General features: G+C 68.1%; 23 protein-coding genes. 7 read left to right on the top strand and 16 right to left on the bottom strand.

All coding sequences use genetic code 11. The features are described 5' to 3' along the window. Positions 1-503: 503 nt before the first annotated feature. A complete protein-coding gene (locus JAN5088_RS04855; RefSeq protein WP_233489726.1) occupies positions 504-1898 on the top strand; it encodes a Do family serine endopeptidase in 1395 nt (464 codons plus the stop codon). 51 nt (positions 1899-1949) lie between these two features. Here the strand turns inward: JAN5088_RS04855 and JAN5088_RS04860 are convergent, their stop codons facing one another. After that, on the bottom strand, positions 1950-2678 hold the full coding sequence (locus tag JAN5088_RS04860; protein WP_055681698.1) for a heparan-alpha-glucosaminide N-acetyltransferase: 729 nt from the start codon (positions 2676-2678) through the stop codon (positions 1950-1952). Next, positions 2675-3067: a peptidoglycan-binding domain-containing protein gene (locus JAN5088_RS18860; RefSeq protein WP_055681699.1), complete on the bottom strand. Its 393-nt coding sequence runs from the start codon at positions 3065-3067 to the stop codon at positions 2675-2677. Before JAN5088_RS18860 ends, JAN5088_RS04860 begins: the two co-directional genes overlap by 4 nt. Positions 3068-3247: 180 nt before the next feature. Between JAN5088_RS18860 and JAN5088_RS04870 the strand changes: the two genes are divergently transcribed. Together JAN5088_RS04870 and JAN5088_RS04875 are read left to right on the top strand one after the other, a co-directional pair. Then, positions 3248-3571 carry a 2Fe-2S iron-sulfur cluster-binding protein gene (locus JAN5088_RS04870; RefSeq protein WP_055681700.1) on the top strand — a complete coding sequence of 108 codons (324 nt, stop codon included), beginning with the start codon at positions 3248-3250 and terminating at the stop codon, positions 3569-3571. 90 nt (positions 3572-3661) lie between these two features. Next, on the top strand, positions 3662-3976 hold the full coding sequence (locus JAN5088_RS04875; RefSeq protein WP_055681701.1) for a hypothetical protein: 315 nt from the start codon (positions 3662-3664) through the stop codon (positions 3974-3976). On the opposite strand, the gene JAN5088_RS04880 is transcribed toward JAN5088_RS04875, so the two are convergent. The 4 genes from JAN5088_RS04880 to JAN5088_RS04895 are packed head-to-tail and all read right to left on the bottom strand — an operon-like array spanning position 3966 to position 7599. Beyond that, positions 3966-5132 carry an alpha-hydroxy acid oxidase gene (locus JAN5088_RS04880; protein ID WP_055681702.1) on the bottom strand — a complete coding sequence of 389 codons (1167 nt, stop codon included), beginning with the start codon at positions 5130-5132 and terminating at the stop codon, positions 3966-3968. The two genes, JAN5088_RS04875 and JAN5088_RS04880, sit on opposite strands and share 11 nt — an antisense overlap. 42 nt (positions 5133-5174) lie before the next feature. Next, positions 5175-6155, bottom strand: a complete 981-nt coding sequence (locus tag JAN5088_RS04885) for an NAD(P)H-quinone oxidoreductase (RefSeq protein ID WP_055681703.1) — start codon at positions 6153-6155, stop codon at positions 5175-5177. Between the two features lie 11 nt (positions 6156-6166). After that, on the bottom strand, positions 6167-6865 hold the full coding sequence (gene bluB, locus JAN5088_RS04890; protein ID WP_055681704.1) for a 5,6-dimethylbenzimidazole synthase: 699 nt from the start codon (positions 6863-6865) through the stop codon (positions 6167-6169). A gap of 47 nt (positions 6866-6912) precedes the next feature. Next, positions 6913-7599 carry a COQ9 family protein gene (locus JAN5088_RS04895; RefSeq protein ID WP_055681705.1) on the bottom strand — a complete coding sequence of 229 codons (687 nt, stop codon included), beginning with the start codon at positions 7597-7599 and terminating at the stop codon, positions 6913-6915. 115 nt (positions 7600-7714) lie between these two features. On the opposite strand from JAN5088_RS04895, the gene rpsU reads away from it, so the two are divergent. Continuing rightward, positions 7715-7921, top strand: coding sequence for a 30S ribosomal protein S21 (gene rpsU / locus JAN5088_RS04900; protein ID WP_055082236.1), 207 nt, complete (start codon positions 7715-7717; stop codon positions 7919-7921). Positions 7922-8005: 84 nt separating this feature from the next. Here rpsU and JAN5088_RS04905 read toward each other — a convergent pair whose 3' ends face one another. From JAN5088_RS04905 to JAN5088_RS04925, 5 genes are all read right to left on the bottom strand, one after another. Beyond that, positions 8006-8629 carry a hypothetical protein gene (locus JAN5088_RS04905; protein WP_055681706.1) on the bottom strand — a complete coding sequence of 208 codons (624 nt, stop codon included), beginning with the start codon at positions 8627-8629 and terminating at the stop codon, positions 8006-8008. 5 nt (positions 8630-8634) lie between these two features. Next, positions 8635-8772 carry an aa3-type cytochrome c oxidase subunit IV gene (locus JAN5088_RS04910; RefSeq protein ID WP_055681707.1) on the bottom strand — a complete coding sequence of 46 codons (138 nt, stop codon included), beginning with the start codon at positions 8770-8772 and terminating at the stop codon, positions 8635-8637. 61 nt (positions 8773-8833) lie between these two features. Next, positions 8834-9313, bottom strand: coding sequence for a hypothetical protein (locus JAN5088_RS04915; RefSeq protein WP_055681708.1), 480 nt, complete (start codon positions 9311-9313; stop codon positions 8834-8836). A gap of 43 nt (positions 9314-9356) precedes the next feature. Continuing rightward, a complete protein-coding gene (locus JAN5088_RS04920) occupies positions 9357-10421 on the bottom strand; it encodes an MBL fold metallo-hydrolase (RefSeq protein ID WP_055681709.1) in 1065 nt (354 codons plus the stop codon). A 9-nt stretch (positions 10422-10430) separates the two neighbouring features. Then, complete coding sequence (locus JAN5088_RS04925; RefSeq protein ID WP_055681710.1) at positions 10431-12101, bottom strand: acyl-CoA dehydrogenase; 1671 nt, start codon at positions 12099-12101, stop codon at positions 10431-10433. 76 nt (positions 12102-12177) lie between these two features. Between JAN5088_RS04925 and JAN5088_RS04930 the strand changes: the two genes are divergently transcribed. The 3 genes from JAN5088_RS04930 (at position 12178) to JAN5088_RS18865 (ending at position 14253) form a co-directional block, all read left to right on the top strand. Continuing rightward, entirely contained in the window at positions 12178-13155 is a 978-nt protein-coding gene (locus JAN5088_RS04930; RefSeq protein ID WP_055681711.1) for an L-threonylcarbamoyladenylate synthase, read from the top strand. 36 nt (positions 13156-13191) lie between these two features. Further along, a complete protein-coding gene (locus tag JAN5088_RS04935; RefSeq protein WP_055681712.1) occupies positions 13192-14007 on the top strand; it encodes a protein-disulfide reductase DsbD domain-containing protein in 816 nt (271 codons plus the stop codon). 102 nt (positions 14008-14109) lie between these two features. Beyond that, positions 14110-14253 carry a hypothetical protein gene (locus tag JAN5088_RS18865; protein ID WP_158448469.1) on the top strand — a complete coding sequence of 48 codons (144 nt, stop codon included), beginning with the start codon at positions 14110-14112 and terminating at the stop codon, positions 14251-14253. Positions 14254-14321: 68 nt separating this feature from the next. On the opposite strand, the gene JAN5088_RS04940 is transcribed toward JAN5088_RS18865, so the two are convergent. The 5 genes from JAN5088_RS04940 to JAN5088_RS04960 all read right to left on the bottom strand — a co-directional run bounded on the left by JAN5088_RS04940 (position 14322) and on the right by JAN5088_RS04960 (position 18774). After that, the gene (locus JAN5088_RS04940) at positions 14322-14783 is read right to left on the bottom strand and encodes an NUDIX hydrolase (RefSeq protein ID WP_233489720.1); all 462 of its coding nucleotides are present in this window, start codon (positions 14781-14783) and stop codon (positions 14322-14324) included. Between the two features lie 75 nt (positions 14784-14858). Continuing rightward, positions 14859-15533, bottom strand: a complete 675-nt coding sequence (gph, locus tag JAN5088_RS04945; RefSeq protein WP_055681714.1) for a phosphoglycolate phosphatase — start codon at positions 15531-15533, stop codon at positions 14859-14861. Continuing rightward, complete coding sequence (locus JAN5088_RS04950) at positions 15530-17776, bottom strand: xanthine dehydrogenase family protein molybdopterin-binding subunit (RefSeq protein ID WP_055681715.1); 2247 nt, start codon at positions 17774-17776, stop codon at positions 15530-15532. Before JAN5088_RS04950 ends, gph begins: the two co-directional genes overlap by 4 nt. After that, positions 17776-18234, bottom strand: a complete 459-nt coding sequence (locus JAN5088_RS04955; protein WP_055681716.1) for a (2Fe-2S)-binding protein — start codon at positions 18232-18234, stop codon at positions 17776-17778. Before JAN5088_RS04955 ends, JAN5088_RS04950 begins: the two co-directional genes overlap by 1 nt. Positions 18235-18312: 78 nt before the next feature. Further along, a complete protein-coding gene (locus JAN5088_RS04960) occupies positions 18313-18774 on the bottom strand; it encodes a DUF2585 family protein (protein ID WP_306455452.1) in 462 nt (153 codons plus the stop codon). Between the last annotated feature and the right edge of the window lies 1 nt (position 18775).

Genomic DNA, 18775 nt, shown 5'->3' on the forward strand with positions numbered 1-18775 from the left:
GAGGGTCTAAGTATAAGGGGGTGCCACCTCGCTATCGAAGTGGCACCCCCGCACATTTTCAGGAGAGCTTTGTCGCTATCTACCCCATGCTGGCGTGGATCAAGACACCAGCGGTTAGTGCTATGCGGTCTTGTTGATCAGCCCTTTCAGCCTGACCACCTTGCCAGAAGGACTTAGGCTCATCTCACCTTCGAACAAAGCAACCGAGCCATCAATATTTACCGTCAGGGGCTGGCCCCTAGGGCGGCCTTTTTGCGTCCCGTCCGGCCCTTGGCGCGCCGAGGGACAGGCGCTAGGGTTGAGGCAGTGCGGTGTCACACCCATGTGAATGGACGTGCATTGAATCCTGACGGAGTGGTGCGGATATGCCACGGACCCGTAGGCCCGCGTCTCCGGCTCGAAAAAGGTATCTCAGGAGGAACCCCTTGCTTACCGACACCATCCCGCAGCGACCCGTCGGGGCCGTCTTCCGCGCCCTCACGGCCGTCGTGCTCGGACTGGCGATGCTCGTCGCGACCAGTCTTGCCGCCGCGGCGCAGCGCGCGCCGGACACCTTTGCCGACCTAGTCGATCAGGTCGCCAACTCGGTGGTCAACATCACCACCAACACCACCATCACGGCCGCCGAGCGCGGACCCAACAGCGGCAACCCGCTCGAGGATTTCTTCGAGGAGTTCCGTCGTCGGGGTCCCGACGGCCAAGAGCTGCCGGTGCCGCCCCGGTCGCGTCAGGGCAGCGCCCTGGGGTCTGGCTTCGTCATCAGCGAAGACGGCTACATCGTCACCAACAACCACGTGATCGAGAACGCGGACGAGATCATGATCGAGTTCTATTCGGGCGAGGATCTGCCCGCCGAACTCATCGGAACCGACCCGAACACCGATATCGCCCTGCTTAAGGTCGATGCACCCGAGGCGCTGGCCTTCGTGCCCTTCGGCGACAGCAATGCGATGCGGACGGGTGACTGGGTCATGGCCATGGGCAACCCGCTGGGCCAGGGGTTCTCCGTCAGCTCCGGCATCGTGTCGGCCCGCGAGCGGGAGCTTCAGGGCGCCTACGACGACTACATCCAGACCGATGCGGCCATCAACCGCGGCAACTCGGGCGGCCCGCTGTTCAACATGGATGGAGAGGTCATCGGCGTGAATACCGCGATTCTGTCGCCCAACGGCGGGTCGATCGGCATCGGTTTCGCCATGTCGTCGAACGTGGTCAAGCGCGTCGTCGATCAGCTTCAGGAGTTCGGCGAGACCCGTCGCGGCTGGCTCGGCGTGCGCATCCAGGACGTGGATGAGACGCTGGCAGATGCCCTGGGGCTGGAGGAAGCGCGCGGTGCGCTGGTGACAGACGTGCCCGAGGGGCCGGCGAAGGAAGCGGGTGTCGAGGCGCGCGACGTCATCCTGACGTTCGACGGCACCGAGATCACCGACACCCGGCAACTCGTGCGGACCGTCGGCAATGCGCCCATCGACAGTGCGGTCCGGCTCGTCGTCTTCCGGGACGGCGAAACCAAGACCCTGCTCGTCACGCTCGGTCGCCGCGAAGACCCGGAGCGGACGGTGCCCGCGTCGATGTCGGGCGTCGAGACCCCGTCGGAGATGGAGCTGATGGGCCTGACCGTGTCAACCCTGACGGACGATTTGCGGGCGGAACTCGGCCTCGACGACGCGGCCTCCGGTCTGGTCGTGACGGACGTCGATCCGGAGTCGGAGGCCTTCGACAAGGGTCTGCGGCCAGGCGACGTGATCGAGGAGGCGGGCCAGGTCTCGGTCACTTCGGTCGCCGGTTTCGAGGAGCGGCTCGAGGAGGCTCGTGACGCTGGCCAGAAGTCCTTCCTGCTGCTCATCCGTCGCGGTGAGGACGCCCGCTTCGTGGCGCTTCCGCTCGACGAGGAATGATCCGACTGGATCGAACGATCTCAACGGGCGCCTTCGGGCGCCCGTTTTCGTTCAGACTCGTTGCCAGACCCAGGCGCCCGCGAAAATGATGGCGATCAGCACGGGCTGATGGATCAGGTAGAGGCTGAGCGCGTGGCGCCCCGGCCAGGCCGCCGCTTGCGCCAGAGGCCCCGGCTTGTCTGGACCCCAGGCCAGAAGCCGCGCGCCCCCTGCCTGCCCGAATGCCAGCCCAGCAAGGAAGGGCGCGAGCCACGGCACCATGGGCTCCCAGTCCATCATGGTGGGTATGCTGGTGCCCAGGCCGAGCCATAGTAGCCAATGCGAATTGAGCGCCTCGGACCGCAGGGAGGGAGCCGCGAACAGGACCAGCGCCGCCGCCAGTGCCGTCATCCCCCAAGGCGCGCGCAGGAACAGGAGCCCGATGAGGGACGACAGCGCGATGGAATGGAGGATGCCGAACCGCACCCAGGCGCCCGGCACGGCGACATAGGTTGCAACGCTGACCCCGGCCGCGGCCGCGATCAGAAGCCCCAGCCGCTTCGCATAGGACGGCCAGCGCATCCTGCGGCCGTTGGCCAGCCAGAGGGACAGGCCGGCAAGAAAGATGAAGGACGACGCGATGGCGCGAGCCGAGAAATTCCAGCCGCCCCCAAAGGTCGTGCCGGGCGGCACGAGGCCCAGAACCTCGAAGTCGCGGCCGAAATGAAAGACGGCCATCGCCAGAAAGGCCAGGCCCCGCAACCAGTCGATGGCAATCAGGCGGCCGCCGGTCCAGATCACACGCCGTCCCGTCCGAGCGCGATCAGTCCCAGGGCCTTGGCCGCGTCCATCGACAGGGTTTCATTGTCGAAGCCTCCGGTCCTTTGAAACCCGGCGACCGCGGCCTTGGTGTCCGAGCCGTAAAGTCCGTCCACCGGCCCGTCATAGAAGTCGCGGACCGCAAGGGCCCTCTGGACCTGCGCGATGAAAACGGGGTCGCGGTCCTGCAAGGCGCAAGGCACTTCGAACCAGATCACGTCGCTGTCATCATCGGTCGCGGCATCCTCCCCTGTCCTGACATAGCATTCGCCGGGGCGGGCGACAGGCGGCTTCTCACCGTCGGTCAGGGGCGCAGTTGGGTCCGCCGCGTTACAGGCGACAAGAAGCAGGGGGGGAAGGAAACGGATCATGGGTCTCGACGGTTCAGCGCGACCCGCTGTCGCGCGCGCCCGATGGTTAGCGCAGGCGGCCCGCCGCGACAAACGGTCCCTGCATCCACCCCGCCCTGACGGGCCGTAACGGCACGGCAATTGTTGCACGCGCGCCGACGCGCGGATAACCCGGTCCGAACAGACGCAAGCGGGGGCAACATGGCCAGGATCACCTACATCGAACATGGCGGCAAGGAACACGTCGTCGACGTCCCCACCGGGCTCACGGTCATGGAAGGCGCGCGCGACAACAACATTCCGGGCATCGAGGCGGACTGCGGCGGCGCCTGCGCCTGCTCCACCTGCCACGTCTATGTCGATGCCGATTGGGTCGAGAAGCTGCCTGCGCGGGATGCGATGGAGGAGGACATGCTCGATTTCGCCTATGAGCCGGATCCCGTCCGCTCCCGCCTGACCTGCCAGATCAAGGTGACGGACGCGCTCGACGGCCTGCGCGTTCAGATGCCCGAAAAGCAGATCTGACGGCCATGATCCGCGCCCTGACCGTGGCGATCCTCGCCAGCGCGGGCCCCGGCAGGGGCGGAGCCTGTCGCGATCACGCCCGAGGTCCTGATGGACGAGTTGGTCGGTCGGACGATGGCCTTCGTGAACCCCCTGTCCGGTCAGGTCGTCGGTCACGAGCAATTCCTGACGCGGGACAAATCCCGCTGGCGCGGCAGCGACGGGTTCTGCGTTATCGGCCGCGTGATCTTGACGGCCGAGCAGATCTGCTTTCGCTATGACGACGGAATCGACGTCGATCACTGCTGGCTGCCATTCCGGGATGGCGACGACATCGGCTATCGCTCAGTCGGCACGGGCGAGCTTCAGATGATCGAACCCTCGGACCCTTCGCAGGTCGAATGCACGCCCAACCTTATGTCCTGACGGGTCCGGCAGGGCGCTGGCGGATCAGGCGGGACGGCAGATCGTCCAGGCTCCGCGCGCCGATCTGGGTCATGTTGCATTCCATGTCCGCTTTCAGGATGTGGACCAGATGGTCGACACCCCGCGGCCCGAAGGCGGCCAACGCGAAATACCAGGCCTTGCCAAGGAACACGAAGTCGGCGCCCAAGGCCAGCGCGCGCAAGATGTCGAGCCCGCCCGAAATGCCGGAGCAGAAATAGACCGGCACCCGGCCGGCCACGCGGTCCACCACCGGCGGCAGCGCATCGAGCGCGGCCGGTCCGCCTTCGAACTGGCGTCCCGAATGGTTCGAGACCCAGATCGCGTCCACGCCCATCCCGATCAGGCGGTCGGCATCGTCGGGATCCTGCACGCCCTTGACCACCAAGGGGCCGTCCCATTCGGCGCGCAGGGCTTCGATGTAGGCGTCGTCGGGATAGGTCCGTATCAGGCGCCCGGCATGGGTGAAGCTGTCTGCACCCGTGGATTGCGGCCCGTAGGAGGCCGGGAAGGCCATCGTCGGCATCCCCTTGCGCGCCATGCCCATGGCCCAGGCGGGCGATGTGGCGATGGAGGCGAGGATGCGCGGGGTCATCACCGGCGGCATCGACACCTGCGCCCGGCGCTGCCGTTCGCGCCGCGATTCGCCCGGCACGTCCACCGTCACCACCAGCACGCGCCAGCCGGACGCCTTGATCCGCGCCAGCATGTCGCGGCGGATCTCGGGGTCGTTGACCGGGTAATGCTGGAACCAGCCCAGATCGCCCACGATGGGACCGGTATCCTCGGGCAGGGCGGCGGCCACGGTGCTCTGGCCGTAGGGGATGCGGTGGCGGGCGGCCGCTTCGGCAAGGTGACGCTCCGCATCGGGCCAGAGAACGCCGGCCAGCCCCACGGGGGCGATGCCGAAGGGCACGGGATGGCTGAACCCCAGCGTCGTGCGCGACAGGTCGGGGGTCAGTTCGCCCCGCAGGATCGCGGGCTTGAACCGCACCGCGTCAAGCGCGGCACGGTTGTGGGCCAGCCCCTGTTCGCGGCCCGTCCCGCTGTCGAGGTATTCGAAGGCGAAATGCGGCATGCGTCGCCGGGCCCGGTCGCGCAGATCCGACAGGGCGGGATGTGTGACGTCGAGATTCATGGCCGCATCTGATGCACTTTTCCTCCGGCTGTCCAGCGCCCGTCAGCGGACCTTGAGGACGATCTTGCCGATGTGGTCCCCTGCCTCCATCCGCTCGTGGGCCTTCGCGGCATCGGCAAGGTCGAACACGCGATCCATCACCGGCGCGACCCGACCGGCATCGAGCAGCGGCCAGACCTTCGACCGCAGGCTTTCGGCCATGCGCGCCTTGTCCAGCACGCTTCGGGGGCGCAGGGTCGAGCCGGTGATGGTCAGGCGGCGCACCATCACCTGCGCGAAGTTCACCTCGGCCTTCGGCCCACCCTGCGCCGCGATCAGGACAAGCCGCCCGTCGTCCGCCAGCGCCTTCAGGTCGCGCGGAATGTAATCGCCCCCCACCATGTCGAGGACTAGGTTCGCCCCGCCCGCGTCGCGCAGCACGTCCTCCCATGCCACAGTGCGATAGTTGATGCCCGTGGCGCCCAGCTTTTCGCAGATCGCCACCTTCTCGTCCGATCCGGCCGTGGCGAAGACCCGTGCGCCCAGTGCATCGGCAAGCTGGATCGCCGTGGTGCCAATGCCGCTGGTGCCGCCATGGACGAGGAACCTCTCGCCCGCCTTCAGGCCCCCGCGGTCGAAGACGTTGGTCCAGACGGTGAAATAGGTCTCGGGCAGGGCAGCCGCCTGCACCATGTCCAACCCGTCCGGCACGCGCAGGGCATGGTCGGCGGGGCAGATGGCGTATTCGGCATAGCCCCCGCCCGGCAGCAGAGCGCAGACGCGGTCGCCCGCATGCCAGCGGCTGACGTCGGGACCGGTCGCCTTGACCGTGCCGGAACATTCAAGGCCGGGCAGGTCGCTCGCGTCCTTCGGCGGGTCGTAGGTGCCGGCACGTTGCGCGACGTCGGGCCGGTTCACGCCCGCATGGTCCACCGCGATCAGGATCTCGCCGGGGCCGGGTTCGGGGATGGGCCGCTCGGCCAGGGTCAGGACCTCCGGCCCCCCAGGTTTGCTGATCTCGATCACGCGCATCGTCTCGGGCATCTTCTGTCCTTTCAGGTGGAGGCTGCGGCGCCGGCGGGGACGCCCCAGCGGTCCGCGAAGATCAGGTCGTCCAGCGGCAGGCGACGGGCCCAGCCCCGGACCTGCAGTTCCGGTTCGGAATGGAGTTCGGCGACATGGCCGAGGCAGAGATAGGCGACCGGCACGACGTGATCGGGAAATCCGAAGATGCGGCGCAGGTCACCGTCACGGAAGATGCTGACCCAACCCACGCCGATTCCTTCGGCCCGCGCGGCCAGCCAAAGGTTCTGTACCGCGCAGACCGTCGAATGAAGATCCATGTCGCGGTCGTGGGTTCGGCCCAGCACCACCTTGCCGCCCCGGCTCCGGTCGCAGGTCACGAGGAGGTTGAGCGGCGCCTGCTCGATTCCTTCGAGCTTGAGCGAGGAATAGAGCGCGCGCCGCCTCGGCGGAAACATCTCCGCCGCCTCCCGGTTGGCAGTGTCGAAGGCGCGGGCGACCTCCGCCTTCACCGCCGCGTCACGGACCACGACGAAGTTCCACGGCTGCATCAGCCCGACGGATGGCGCGTGATGGGCCGCCTCGAGGATGCGATGCAGGACGTCCAAAGCAATCGGATCGGGGAGGAACTGACCGCGCACGTCGCGCCGGGTGTGAATCGCGCGATACACGGCGGCACGCTCGGTCTCGGAGAACGGACCGGCGGGGAAAAGATCGGGCGACGTATCCATGCCCAAGGGCTAGGGCCTGCGCCAACGACGGGCAAGCCCCGGACGTCTCAGGACGGGTCGCGCCAGATGCCGGGAAGATCGCCGCGCGGCGGGCGGATCGGCGCCCTGATCTGGTTCAGGATCATGTTCGGCCCCGCCATGAGGCTTGACAGGATGGGCGACTTGCGCACCTGCGCCTTCATCTTCTCGATCTGCATGACGTCGTCGATCCGGCGGTCGAGAAAATCCCAGGTCGCGCTGTGCCCCTCTGTCTGGTCGCCCAGCCAGTAGAGCACGGTGGAAGAATAGACGCCCGCCAGCGTCGCCCGCTTGGTGTACCAGTTCACATCCTGCGAGGTATCGCCCAAGGCATCCCAGATCGCATCCGCCGTGCCCCAGACCGCCGCCGCCCCGTCCGCCGCATGGATCGGCAGCGCAAACAATGTGATGCCACGGCGAACCGCCTCGCGGTTGTCGCCCGCGATTTCGAGCCGCAGGCGGACCGCATGGGCGATCCGGTCACGGAACCGCATGTCGGTCAGATCGCCCCCCCGCAACCGTTGCACCATCTCGGCGTCGCCTCGCCGGTGGAAGGCCAGGGCGAGGTCGATGGCCCCGCGCGGGAAGGCCGCGCGGCCCTGTGCCGGTGTGACATGGGCGTCCTCGACCGCCTTGCGGAAGGTCGCGGCCGACCAGCCGTCGAAGGCCACGTGGGGCAGGGCTGCGTCGATCATACGGTCTTTCAGGGCATCCATTCGGACCTCCGGGGCGTTGCTGGGCTGCTGGACAAGATAGGGGACGGTGGCTATAGGACCACTTCCTGCACCGATTTATCGGACAACTCCAACCTAGAAAGGTGGTGAAAACCACATGCAGGTCAGCGTTCGCGACAACAACGTCGATCAGGCGCTCCGCGCCCTGAAGAAGAAGTTGCAGCGGGAGGGTGTCTTCCGTGAAATGAAGCTCAAGCAGCATTTCGAGAAGCCCTCCGAGAAGAAAGCACGCCAGAAGGCCGAGGCCGTCCGCCGTGCCCGTAAGCTCGCTCGCAAGAAGGCTCAGCGCGAAGGGATGATGTAAGATCGTCCGCTCGTCCGAGCCACGGAATCGACCCCCGGCGACCGCAAGGTGGCCGGGGGTTCTTCGTTCAGGGGGTCACGCCGATCAGTTCGCGTAGACCAGCCCGTCGTCCGTGACCGCGCGGAGGGCCGGCTTGCCGGGCGAATATTCGTCGACCGTATCGTCGCGGATCTCGTGTCGGACGACGCCCTGCACCGTCTCGAAATCCTTCATGATCCGGTCGGGATACCAGGATCGCCGGACTTTTCCGAAGCCCAGTTCCCGCAGGATGCCACTGACCGATTGTCCGCAGGTGGCCTTGGCGGCAGGGCCATGAGCCTCGACCAATTGCAGCGCACGCTCCGCGATCTCGGGCGAGACGCTGATTTCCTGGCTCACCACGCGGTAGGTCGGACGCGCATGGTAGTCGATGTAGAAGTCGAGCATCGTCGGGGTGATGCCATAGATCACGTCGCCCCGTTCGGGCGCGGTCGGATGCCACCACGTCCCTGCGGGATCGAAGATCACCCGCTGGCTTCCCGATACCATCAGCGCGGAATGGCCGCCCGACCCGGTCCGGTTGTTGATCGCCGTCAGCAGGGTCAGCGTCGGGCCACCTTCGGCCCGGTAGGCCCGGCTCTGGACCTCCTGCATCGGCGCATAGACGTTGTCAGCGCCGCAGGCCGCCAGCAACGGCAGCAGCAGCGACAGCGCGATCGCACGCAGCATCGTGGTCAGGTCCGGAAGATGGCGAGGAAGACGAGGATCGCGATGATGAAGATCGTCACCCATTTGGTGACCGTCATGAAACCGGCGAAGGTCTTTTCCTGCTCGGTCACATGCATGTTGCCCGGTTTGTGGTCGTCGGCCATGTCCCGGCCCTCCTGCTAATGTCGCGTTCCGGCAGTCGTCTAGCCCAACTCCCCGCCGCTGTCACGACGCTGCGTCGGCATTGCCGCGTGCATCCTCCGCTTCCTCCAGCGCGCGGGCGAGACGGAAGCCGATGCGCTCGGGCACGGGCTGGTCGGCGGGTTTCTTCATGGCGCGCAGAAGCAGGCTGAGCTGGCTCACGTGCTGGATTACCTGCGCCATCTGCCCCGCCTCGTCCATGCCCGAAAACGTCACGAGGTCGGGTGCGTGAAACCCGACGCCCTGGATCCGCAGCACACCCGCCGGCCCGCCGGCGAAGGCCATGGCGATGACCTGCGAGTCGTCCAGCGTCTCCTCGAAGGCCTTCAGGTAGAGGATGACACGCTGATAGGCCCATTCGGCCGGACTCCTGTCGCTCGGGCGGCGCTTCGCCAACGCCTCGGGAACCCGCACGGCATGGTCGCGCCCATCGGCCCGCAGGTCGGCGCAGCGGGGGATGGCCTCGGCCTCCATGGCTTCTGCGGATGTGGCGATGTCGTCCATGTGCACACCTTGACCGGTGCCGCGACGGGGTGCAACCGGACGCTCAGGCGGCGCGCCAGATCCACACCCCGTCATCGCCTTCCGTCCGCGTGGCGCGCCCCGTCAGCCACAGGTGGTTCAGGTGAGCGATCGCTTCGAAGAAGGCGAGGCCGTACATCCGGTCGTCCACCTTCCGCTTGAACAGGGGCGCGAAACACTCGCCCCCCCGGCGCGGCGCGGCCAGATGCGCGTGCAGCCGGTTGAGCGCCGCGACGTGGTTCTGTTTCAGCGACTCCATCCGCTGGGGCAGCCCGCGATAGGGGGTCTTGTGCCCGGGCAGCACCAGTTGATCCCGCGCAGCAAGCGGCGCCAGCCGGTCACAGGCCGCCAGCCAATCGCCCACGGGGTCGCCATCGGGTTCGGTCGGATAAAGCCCGAGGTTGGGCGAAATACCGGGCAGAAGCTGATCGCCCCCAAGCACCAGCCCATCGCAGCCGACCTCATAAAGGACCGCATGTTCCGGAGCATGCCCGTCGCCCTGGGCCACCGCCCATGTGCGGCCACCCAGGGCGATCTGCTGCCCCGCGCGGATGCGGGTGTATCCGATCGGCAAGGGAGCCACGATGTCGGCGAAGTTGAAGGGACGTTCGGTCGCGCGCCGCGCCAGGACATCCGGGTCCATCCCGTACCTGCGGCAGAACGCGATGGTCTCGGGCGGCGGCACCTCCTGCACGTCGAGCGTCAGCATTCGCGCCATCAGCCAGGCCGTCCGCGTCATCAGAAGTTCGGCCCCCTGCGACTGCAGCCATCCGGCCAGACCGACGTGATCGGGGTGATGGTGCGTCACCAGAAGCCGGGTGATCGGGTCGCCGCGCAACGGCCCGGCCATCAGCGTCTCGACGATGGCGCGGGTTCGGCGGGTGTCGAAACCGGTGTCCACCATCGCCCAGCCGCGAGCCTCGCGCAGGAAGAAGACGTTGACGTGGTCGAGCGCCATGGGCAACGGCAGTCGCGCCCAGAGCACACCGTCGGCCACCTCCGTCGCCTCGCCCTCGGCGGGCGGCTCCGTCCAGGGAAAGGTCAGGCCGGCGTAGCCATCGGGCAGGGCGTCGGGGGGTGCGGTATCCATCCCGCCGACCTAGGCCGCGATGACCCCGTTGGAAACAGCGAAAAGTTCCTCCGCCCCGGTCCTGGCCTTTGCCATCTCGGCCCGCGCCTCCGGCAGCATCCGGTTCACAGCGAAACGTGCCAGCGGCGCGCGGTCCCCGTCGGCCTCGGCCGCCCGCAGGTGGTGGAGCGCACCCAGAACGCGGGCGAAGGCGTTCAGATACGAGACTGCCCCCGCGAACCTGTCCTGCATTTCCTGAGCGACCATCCATTCGGTCAATGCACGAAGGTCGTCCGCGGCGCCGCGCAGGTCGGAGTGGTCGAAGGCGGAGACCTCGTCGAGCAGCGCGAAGGCCGCGGCTCCCCCGTCTGCGAGCTTGCGCCCGACCAGATCCATCGCCTGGATGCCATTGGTCCCCTCGTAGATCGCCGTGACGCGGACGTCGCGCAGGTATTGCGCGGCGCCGGTCTCCTCGATGAAACCCATGCCGCCGTGCACCTGGATCCCGTCGCCTGCGACCTTGATGCCGGTGTCGGTACCGAAGGCCTTGGCGATGGGCGTCAGGAACGCCCCTCGCGCACGCCACGCCGCATCGCCCGTCGCCTTGGCCATGTCGAGCGATACCGCGCAATCGAAGGCGATGGCCCGCGCCGCGAAGGTGTCGGCCTTCATCGACAGGACCGTGCGGCGCACGTCGGCGTGGTCGAGGATCGTGCCGTCGCCCTCATGTGTGCGGCCCTGGCGACGCTCCAGCGCATAGCCGATGGCGTGCTGCATCGCCGCCTCGGCCACCGACAGGCCCTGCACGCCCACGCCAAGGCGGGCGTTGTTCATCATCGTGAACATGGCGGCCATGCCCTTGTGCGGCTCGCCCACCAGCCAGCCCTGCGCCCCGTCGTATTGCATCACGGCCGTCGGGCTGCCGTGCAGGCCCATCTTGTGTTCCAGGCTGACGACCCGCAGGTCGTTGGCCGCGCCGGGGTTGCCGTCGGCGTCGGGGATGCGCTTGGGCACCATGAACAGGCTGATGCCCCGCGTGCCTTCCGCGCCGTCTGGCAGGCGCGCCAGAACCAGATGGCAGACGTTCGCGGAAAAGTCGTTGTCGCCCCAGCTGATGTAGATTTTCTGTCCGGTAATCGCATAGCTGCCGTCGCCGTTCGGCACCGCCTTCGTCCGCAGCGCGCCCACGTCCGATCCCGCCTGCGGCTCCGTCAGGTTCATCGTGCCGCACCATTCGCCGCTGATGAGCTTGGGGATGTAGAGCGCCTTCATCTCGTCTGAGGCATGCGCTTCCAGCGCCTCGATCTGGCCCTGGGTCATCAGGGGGTTGAGCTGCAACGACAGGCAGGCCGATCCCATCATCTCGTTCACGGCCATGGTCAGCGTGATGGGCAGGCCCATGCCGCCGAACTCGGGGTCGGCCGACATGCCGAGCCAGCCGCCGTCGGCCACGGCGCGGAACCCTTCGGCGAAACCGGGAGAGGTGCGGACCACGCCGTTCTCCAGATGCGCAGGGTGCAGGTCGCCCGGACGTTGCAGGGGGGCGAGGACTTCCTCCGACATGCGGCCCGCCTCGGACAGGATGGCGTCTACCGTCTCGGGGGTGGCCTCGGCGAACATCTCGGTGGCTGCGACGCGGTCGAAGGCGACGACATGGTCCAGCACGAAACGCAGTTCTGCGACGGGCGCGCGATAGGGCATCGGATACCTCCCCTTCGGGGTTGGGGGCGTGTAAGGAACGCGGTGACGTGGAAGACAATCTAGGGCCCGTTTCCCCATGGCATCAACCCAGACACGGCGTCACGCCCTGTTGCTGACGCCCGCAGAGGTGCCAGAGGCGGCGAAAATGCTGCGTGACGGCGCCCTCGTCGCCTTTCCCACCGAGACGGTCTATGGCCTCGGCGCGGATGCCACCAGCGGTCGCGCCGTCGCGCGCGTCTTCGCGGCCAAGGGGCGGCCCGCGTTCAACCCGCTGATCGTGCATGTCGCCGGGGCCGATCAGGTCGCGGCGCTCGCCGTCATGGATGCGACAGCCCGCGACCTGGCCGCACGGTTCTGGCCGGGGCCGCTTACGCTCGTTCTGCCGCTGCGCGAAGGGCACGGGCTGTCCCCGCTGGTTACGGCCGGGCTCGACACAGTGGCGATCCGGGTGCCCGCGGCGCCGCTGGCCCGTGATCTGCTGCAGCGGGTCGGCCGTCCGGTCGCAGCGCCTTCGGCCAACCCGTCGGGTCGCGTTTCCGCCACGCGCGCGGCGCATGTGATGGACGGGTTGGGCGACCGTGTGGATGCGGTGCTCGACGGCGGCCCCTGCGGCGTCGGGCTCGAATCGACCATCCTGCGGACCGCGCCGCTGGCGCTGTTGCGCGCGGGTGGATTGGCCGTGGAGGAAATCGAGGCCGCGCTTGGCCGCTCCCTGCCGCGTGACATGACGCCGGGAAAGGTTCAGGCGCCGGGTCAGCTCTCATCCCATTACGCCCCCGCCCGCCCGCTGCGGATGGGCGTGACGTCCCGCGACCGCCAAGCGGTGCTGATCGGTTTCGGCCCCGTGTCCGGCGACCTGTCCCTGTCCGAGAGCGGCGACGTGATCGAGGCCGCGGCCCGCCTGTTCGACCTGCTTCATCTCGCCGACAGCCTTGCGGCGGAGAAGGGTGCCGATCGGATCGACGTGGCGCCGGTGCCCGAGACGGGGCTGGGCCGCGCCATCAACGACCGTCTGCGCCGTGCCGCTGCACCCCGCGACATGCCGCAGCCGTGATTTCTGCCCGGTGGGCCCGTCGCATAGGATGACCGGATGCCGATCCTGACCCGATTCCTGTTCCTCTGCCTGACGCTGATCCTGTCCGCGCCAATCGCCCGTGCCCAGATGACCGATGTGTCCCAGGCCATCGCGGTAGAGGTGCTGCCCGGCTGGCGGCGCGCCGACGGTGTCCATGTCGCGGCGCTGCGCGTCCGCCTTGCGCCCGGGTGGAAAACCTACTGGCGCAGTGCGGGCGCTGCCGGCATCTCGCCCCAGATGGACTGGCGCGCGTCGGGGAACGTCCGTTCGGTCACGCCCGCCTGGCCCACGCCCGGGGTATTCGGCCAGACGGGCGCGCTCTCCATTGGATACGACCGCGATTTCGTGCTGCCGCTCATGATCGCCGTCGATGGCGGCTCCACGGCGCAGTTGCGTGGAACGCTGGACATCGGTGTCTGTGCCGACATCTGCCTGCCGGCGCGGGTGCGCGTCACAGCCGATCTCCCCGCCTCCGCACGGCTGGATGCGGCCGATGCGGTGATCGAGGCGGCGCTCGGAGATCGGCCGCGCAGGGTGGACGTCCCTGCGCGCTGTGCGGTCCGGCCGCTGGCGGACGGGCTCGATCTTACCGTTACGCTGGACGTCCCGCCGCAAGGCGGGACGGAAACCGCGGTGATCGAACTGCCCGATCCCGCGGTTTGGGTGACGGATGCGACCGTGCGCCGCAGCGGCGGAAGGCTGGAGGCCCGGTCGCAGGTTCTGAGATCCGACGGAAGGCCTGTCGCGGTGGACCGCGGACGCGTTCGCATCACCGTGATCGGACCGTCGGGGGCGGTCGAGGTTGTGGGCTGCACCGGAACGGCACCCTGAACTTTGTGGGACCCGACGGCAACTTTTCGCGAGAGTGCGACGTTTGCCTTGAAGATACCCATATGTCACGCCACGTTGGAAGGAAGTAGAGGGAGAGGTCGAATGGCAAGCAAACGCGGACCCATCCAGAAACTGGTGGACAAGGTGGCCGACAGGCTTTCCGACCTTCTGGGCGCCCTGACTCCGGAACCCGACGTCATACCCATTCCCGTGCGGAACGATCGGCCGCGGCGGCCCGAACACTAGGGCGCGTTGTCGCGGGCTGTTTCCTTAGCCGGCCGCGTCCATGTGCGCGGTCTTTTCATGTCAGGCGATCAGGACGCTGCCTTGCGCAGCAACGGTCCCGCCACCGGCGCCTTGCGGGGCTTGACGCTCAGACGGCGCAGCATCTCGGCCAGCTCCGGCTCATCCACCAGGTCGGCGGCCTCGGTCAGCGCGAACCACTTGCGCTTGCGTTGCCCCTTTTCCTTCCAGTCGCTTTTAAGCCGGTCCACGATCATCGGATAAACGCTGACCCGGCAGGGCTGCGCCGTGCCGTCGTCGAGCATCTTGTCATAGCTGTAGGTGCCGAAGACCTCGCGCGCGATATGGCCCTTCGCGCCCGCCTCTTCCAACGCCTCGATCGCGGCGGCGGCCCAGGGTTTGACATCCTTCATGGTCCAGCCCTTGGGCACGACCCACCGCCCCGTATCGCGGGAGGTTATCATCAGGACCTGGACCTTCTCGCCCTTCCAGCGGAGGGGCATCGCGGCGATCTGCTCTTTTCGTCTGGGCACGTTGGGCCTCCTTGGACGCGCAAGGGTGCGTCAGATCGCAGCATGCCATAGGGGTGATTCGGTTGCAAATGGAGGTCAGGCTGCGGAAAGGCTGGTTGCGAGATCGGACAGTCGCGCCAGCCGCAACGTCGGTGCGAAATCCGGGATCGGCGCCTGCTGATAGCCGCCGTCCACATGGACATAGCGGACCCCCGCCGCCTGCGCCGTCTGCCAGTCGGTGATCGAGTCGCCGACATACAGCGTTCGGTCTGCCGTCGAGCCGAGTTCCGAGATCACATGCAGGAGGGGCGCCGCATCGGGCTTGCGCTGCGGCAGGCTGTCGCCGCCCGCGACGGCGCCGAACGGCCCGAGGCCGAGCGCATCCAGCACGGCGCGGGCGGGCCCCGCCGGCTTGTTGGTGCAAAGGCCCAGCCGCATGCCACGCCCGTGCAGGTCGACCAGCAACGCCTGCGCGCCGGGATAGGCGGTGGTGCCCTGCAGGGGCGCGGTGTCGTAGATGTCGAGGAGGATCGCGAGCGCCCGGTCCCGCAGGGACGGATCGGCGCCGGCCCAGTGCAGCACCCGTTCCACCAGGGCGGGTGCACCCCGGCCGATGAAGCCGATGACCGTGGTCAGGTCGGGTGCGGGCAGGTCCAGCTTGCCCGTCATCACGGCCACCGCGTCGCGGATGCCCGGCGCGCTGTCGATCAAGGTGCCGTCCAGATCGAAGACCACGGTGTCGACGGAGGACAGGTCGAGGGAATCAGTCATGCGAACCTCAGTGTTTTCGAGAACGGCATTTCGCGAAGGCGGGTGCCGGTGGCGGCGAAGATCGCGTTGGCCAGGGCGGGTGCGGCGGGCGGCACGGCGGGCTCGCTCGCGCCGCGGATGTCGCCGGTGGTGCCCAGGGCGCGCACCTCGACCTGCGGTACCTGACGCAGGCGCAGGCTTTCGTAGTCGTGGAAGTTGGTCTGTTCGATGGCGCCGCGGTCAAAGGTGATCCCGGCCATCATCGCATGTCCCATCCCGAACAGGGCGCCGCCGGACAACTGCGCCTCCAGGTTCACGGGGTCGAGAATGCGGCCCACTTCCGCCGCGATCCACAAGCGGTCGATCCGCAGTCCGTCGGGCGTATCCGAAACCTCGACGATCTGCGCGCAGGGCACGCCGAAGGAATAGGTGAAGGCGATGCCGCGCCCGATGCCGGGCCGCGGGGCCGGTCCGGTCCAGGAGGCCATCCCTGCCACCGTCTCGACCACCTTGCGCGAAGGCGCGTGGTGGATCAGGCGCAGGCGCTCCTCGACCGGGTCAGCCCCGGCGCGGTGGATCAACTCGTCCATCAGCGTCTCGACGAAAAAGCCGTTGTGCGACGCGCCGACGGATCGCCATGACGAGACGCCGACAATCGCCGGAACGCGGTATCCCGTCACCCTGCGGTTCGGGATGGCATAGGGCGCGTCCCAGGCGCCGGCCACGATTGTCACATCGGGACCGATCGCCGGCAGGCCCAGGCGGCCGATCTGGCTTTCGGTAACGGACTGTGCCGCGATGGACAGGTCGAAGCTGCGGACGCGGCCCTGGCCCACCGTGCCCTGACCGCGTGCGACGGCCATCGGCCGCAGGAAGCCGTGCGTCATGTCCTGTTCGCGCGACCAGGTCATGCGGAGGGGCCGGCCAGAAACCTGCATCGCGACCTCGACCGCCTGCAACACCCAGGGAAACTCAAGCCTGTGCCCGAAGCTGCCGCCGGAAGCGATGTTGTGGATCGTGACGCGCTCCGCGTCCTGCCCCGTCAGCTTCGCCACAGCGTCCCGCAGGAAGACCGGCACCTGCGTCGCCGTCCAGACCTGCGTTCCGGTGTCGTCATGCAGGACGGTGGCGTTCGCGGGCTCCATCGGGGCGTGATGCAGGAAAGGCGCCCGGTATTCGGCATGCACCGCCTCAGCATCCCCGGCCGGGGCGGCATCGACATCACCATCGTCGGCGAAGCGGCTGTCGCGGTTGTCGCTGGTGAAGGTGTCGGCATGGGCCTGCCGGATGACGTCAGTGTCCATCGCCCGTCCAGGTGCCTCGCCCCAGTCCACCGCCACCGCCCGCGCAGCCCTCATCGCGCGCCAGGTGTTGTCCGCAAGCACCGCGAAGCCCCCCGCGACGGGCAGCACATCCTGCACCCCCCGCATCGCGCGCGCCGCGCGGTCGTCGAGAGATCGGACGCCGCCCCCCATGGCAGGGTTCGTGACGACGGTGGCATGGATCATTCCCGGCAGGACGATATCCGTTCCGAAGCGAAAGGTGCCCGTGGATTTGGCGACGATGTCCGTCCGCTGGACGGGCTGGCCCAGCCAGCGCCACTTCGCCGGATCGCGGGGGGCGACCCGGATGGGTGTCAGGCGCGCCGCATCCTCCGCCAGGTCGGCATAGGGTATGGGCGGACCCTCGGGCGGCATGACGGCGCCGTCTTCGGTCCGCAGGGCGTCCCGTTCGACCCCCAGCCTGTCGGCCGCCGCCTGTTTCAACGTCTCGCGCGCCGAGGCACCCGCCGCGCGCAGCCGATCGAAGGCATCCGCCACGGTCGTCGAGCCGCCGGTGATGTGGAGGCCGATGAACTTCGCCGCGGCATCGCCGGCGCCACGGGCGGCACGGGCGGTCAATCCGTCGTCCCAAGCCGCGAAGGGCATCCCCTCCGCCGCGATCCGCGCGTTGTAATAGGCCGCGGAGGCCGGGCCGAAATCGGTCCGCACCGTTGCAGGATCGACGTCCAGCTCCTCCGCCAGCAGGTAGGTCTGGATCGACACCGCACCTTGGCCGACGTCGGCGCGGGGGGTGATGAGGGTCACGCCCGCCGCGTCGATGAGGACGTGAGGGTTCAGCGTCCGGGTGCCCTCCGGCAGGTGGGCCAGCAGCGGGTTTTCCGGGTCGCGCTTCCAGGCCACCACGCCGAAGGCCACGCCGCCCAGTATGGCCGCTGACCCGATGAGGAAGCCGCGTCGCGCGACGGTTCGGGCACGCGTCATCAGACGCCGCCCGCCGCCGCCGCACGTCGGATGGCGGCGCGGATGCGGGGATATGAGGCGCAACGGCAGAGGTTGCCGGACATGGCATCGTCGATCTGGGCGTCGGTCGGATCGGGCGTCCGGGCCAGCAGCGACGCGGCCTGCATGATCTGCCCCGACTGGCAGTATCCGCACTGGGCCACCTGCTCCTCTATCCAGGCCTGCTGGACGGGGTGGGGCGCGTCGGGCTGCCCCAGCCCTTCGATGGTGGTGATCCGGGCATCGCCGACATCCCCCACGGCGATCTGGCAGGAGGGGACGGCCTCCCCGTCCAGATGCACCGTGCAGGCTCCGCAGGCGGCAATGCCGCAACCGTAGCGCGTACCGTGCAGCCCCAACTCGTCGCGCAGCAGCCATAGCAGGGGCATGTCCGGCTCAGCATCGACATCGTGCGGGCGTCCGTTGACGATGATCTGCATGGGCGGCCTTTCCGGGGGATCTTTCATGCCCACACGTATCCCCTCCCGGCCGGTTCGCCCAGAGGCGGGAGCGCAACGTCAGGACGGCCGGGCCGCCCGCCAGTCCGCGACCCGGTCGAGAGGCCAGACCAGCATCAGCACATTGAGCGCCAGCCCGTCGCGGATCAGGGCGATGGTCATGGCCTCGAACGCCAGCGCGATGGCCACAGCCGCCCAGACCGGCAGGCGCGCGGCGAGGAACCAGCCCAGCCACATCGCCCCGATGTCGGCCACCGAATTGAGGACGCTGTCGCCGTAGTAGTCGAGCGATATGGTCACCGCGCGATACCGTTCGATGACCGCTTCGGAGTTCTCGACCACCTCCCGCGCGGTCTCGACGGCGGTGGCGATGGTGAGGCGCCAACCCATGGAAATGCGCCGCGCCACGAGCCGGAGCAGGCCGTGGAAGACGAAGCCGTGGATGATATGGCTGAAGGTGTACCAGTCGGTCAGATGCTGCGAATTCTCGGAGCTGACGACGATGCCATGCCACAGCTTCACG

The sequence above is a fragment of the Jannaschia rubra genome (genome assembly GCF_001403735.1).
Lineage (GTDB): Bacteria > Pseudomonadota > Alphaproteobacteria > Rhodobacterales > Rhodobacteraceae > Jannaschia > Jannaschia rubra.

Coding starts and splice junctions, on each gene's coding strand:
- JAN5088_RS04915 (WP_055681708.1), bottom strand. CDS start 9,313: ATGGACGACATCGCCACATCCGCAGAAGCCATGGAGGCCGAGGCCATC.
- JAN5088_RS04870 (WP_055681700.1), top strand. CDS start 3,248: ATGGCCAGGATCACCTACATCGAACATGGCGGCAAGGAACACGTCGTC.
- JAN5088_RS04935 (WP_055681712.1), top strand. CDS start 13,192: ATGCCGATCCTGACCCGATTCCTGTTCCTCTGCCTGACGCTGATCCTG.
- JAN5088_RS04855 (WP_233489726.1), top strand. CDS start 504: ATGCTCGTCGCGACCAGTCTTGCCGCCGCGGCGCAGCGCGCGCCGGAC.
- JAN5088_RS18865 (WP_158448469.1), top strand. CDS start 14,110: ATGGCAAGCAAACGCGGACCCATCCAGAAACTGGTGGACAAGGTGGCC.
- JAN5088_RS04950 (WP_055681715.1), bottom strand. CDS start 17,776: ATGACGCGTGCCCGAACCGTCGCGCGACGCGGCTTCCTCATCGGGTCA.
- JAN5088_RS04885 (WP_055681703.1), bottom strand. CDS start 6,155: ATGCCCGAGACGATGCGCGTGATCGAGATCAGCAAACCTGGGGGGCCG.
- bluB (WP_055681704.1), bottom strand. CDS start 6,865: ATGGATACGTCGCCCGATCTTTTCCCCGCCGGTCCGTTCTCCGAGACC.
- JAN5088_RS04880 (WP_055681702.1), bottom strand. CDS start 5,132: ATGAATCTCGACGTCACACATCCCGCCCTGTCGGATCTGCGCGACCGG.
- JAN5088_RS04910 (WP_055681707.1), bottom strand. CDS start 8,772: ATGGCCGACGACCACAAACCGGGCAACATGCATGTGACCGAGCAGGAA.
- JAN5088_RS04955 (WP_055681716.1), bottom strand. CDS start 18,234: ATGCAGATCATCGTCAACGGACGCCCGCACGATGTCGATGCTGAGCCG.
- JAN5088_RS04920 (WP_055681709.1), bottom strand. CDS start 10,421: ATGGATACCGCACCCCCCGACGCCCTGCCCGATGGCTACGCCGGCCTG.
- JAN5088_RS04930 (WP_055681711.1), top strand. CDS start 12,178: ATGGCATCAACCCAGACACGGCGTCACGCCCTGTTGCTGACGCCCGCA.
- rpsU (WP_055082236.1), top strand. CDS start 7,715: ATGCAGGTCAGCGTTCGCGACAACAACGTCGATCAGGCGCTCCGCGCC.
- JAN5088_RS18860 (WP_055681699.1), bottom strand. CDS start 3,067: ATGATCCGTTTCCTTCCCCCCCTGCTTCTTGTCGCCTGTAACGCGGCG.
- gph (WP_055681714.1), bottom strand. CDS start 15,533: ATGACTGATTCCCTCGACCTGTCCTCCGTCGACACCGTGGTCTTCGAT.
- JAN5088_RS04925 (WP_055681710.1), bottom strand. CDS start 12,101: ATGCCCTATCGCGCGCCCGTCGCAGAACTGCGTTTCGTGCTGGACCAT.
- JAN5088_RS04905 (WP_055681706.1), bottom strand. CDS start 8,629: ATGCTGCGTGCGATCGCGCTGTCGCTGCTGCTGCCGTTGCTGGCGGCC.
- JAN5088_RS04895 (WP_055681705.1), bottom strand. CDS start 7,599: ATGGATGCCCTGAAAGACCGTATGATCGACGCAGCCCTGCCCCACGTG.
- JAN5088_RS04875 (WP_055681701.1), top strand. CDS start 3,662: ATGGACGAGTTGGTCGGTCGGACGATGGCCTTCGTGAACCCCCTGTCC.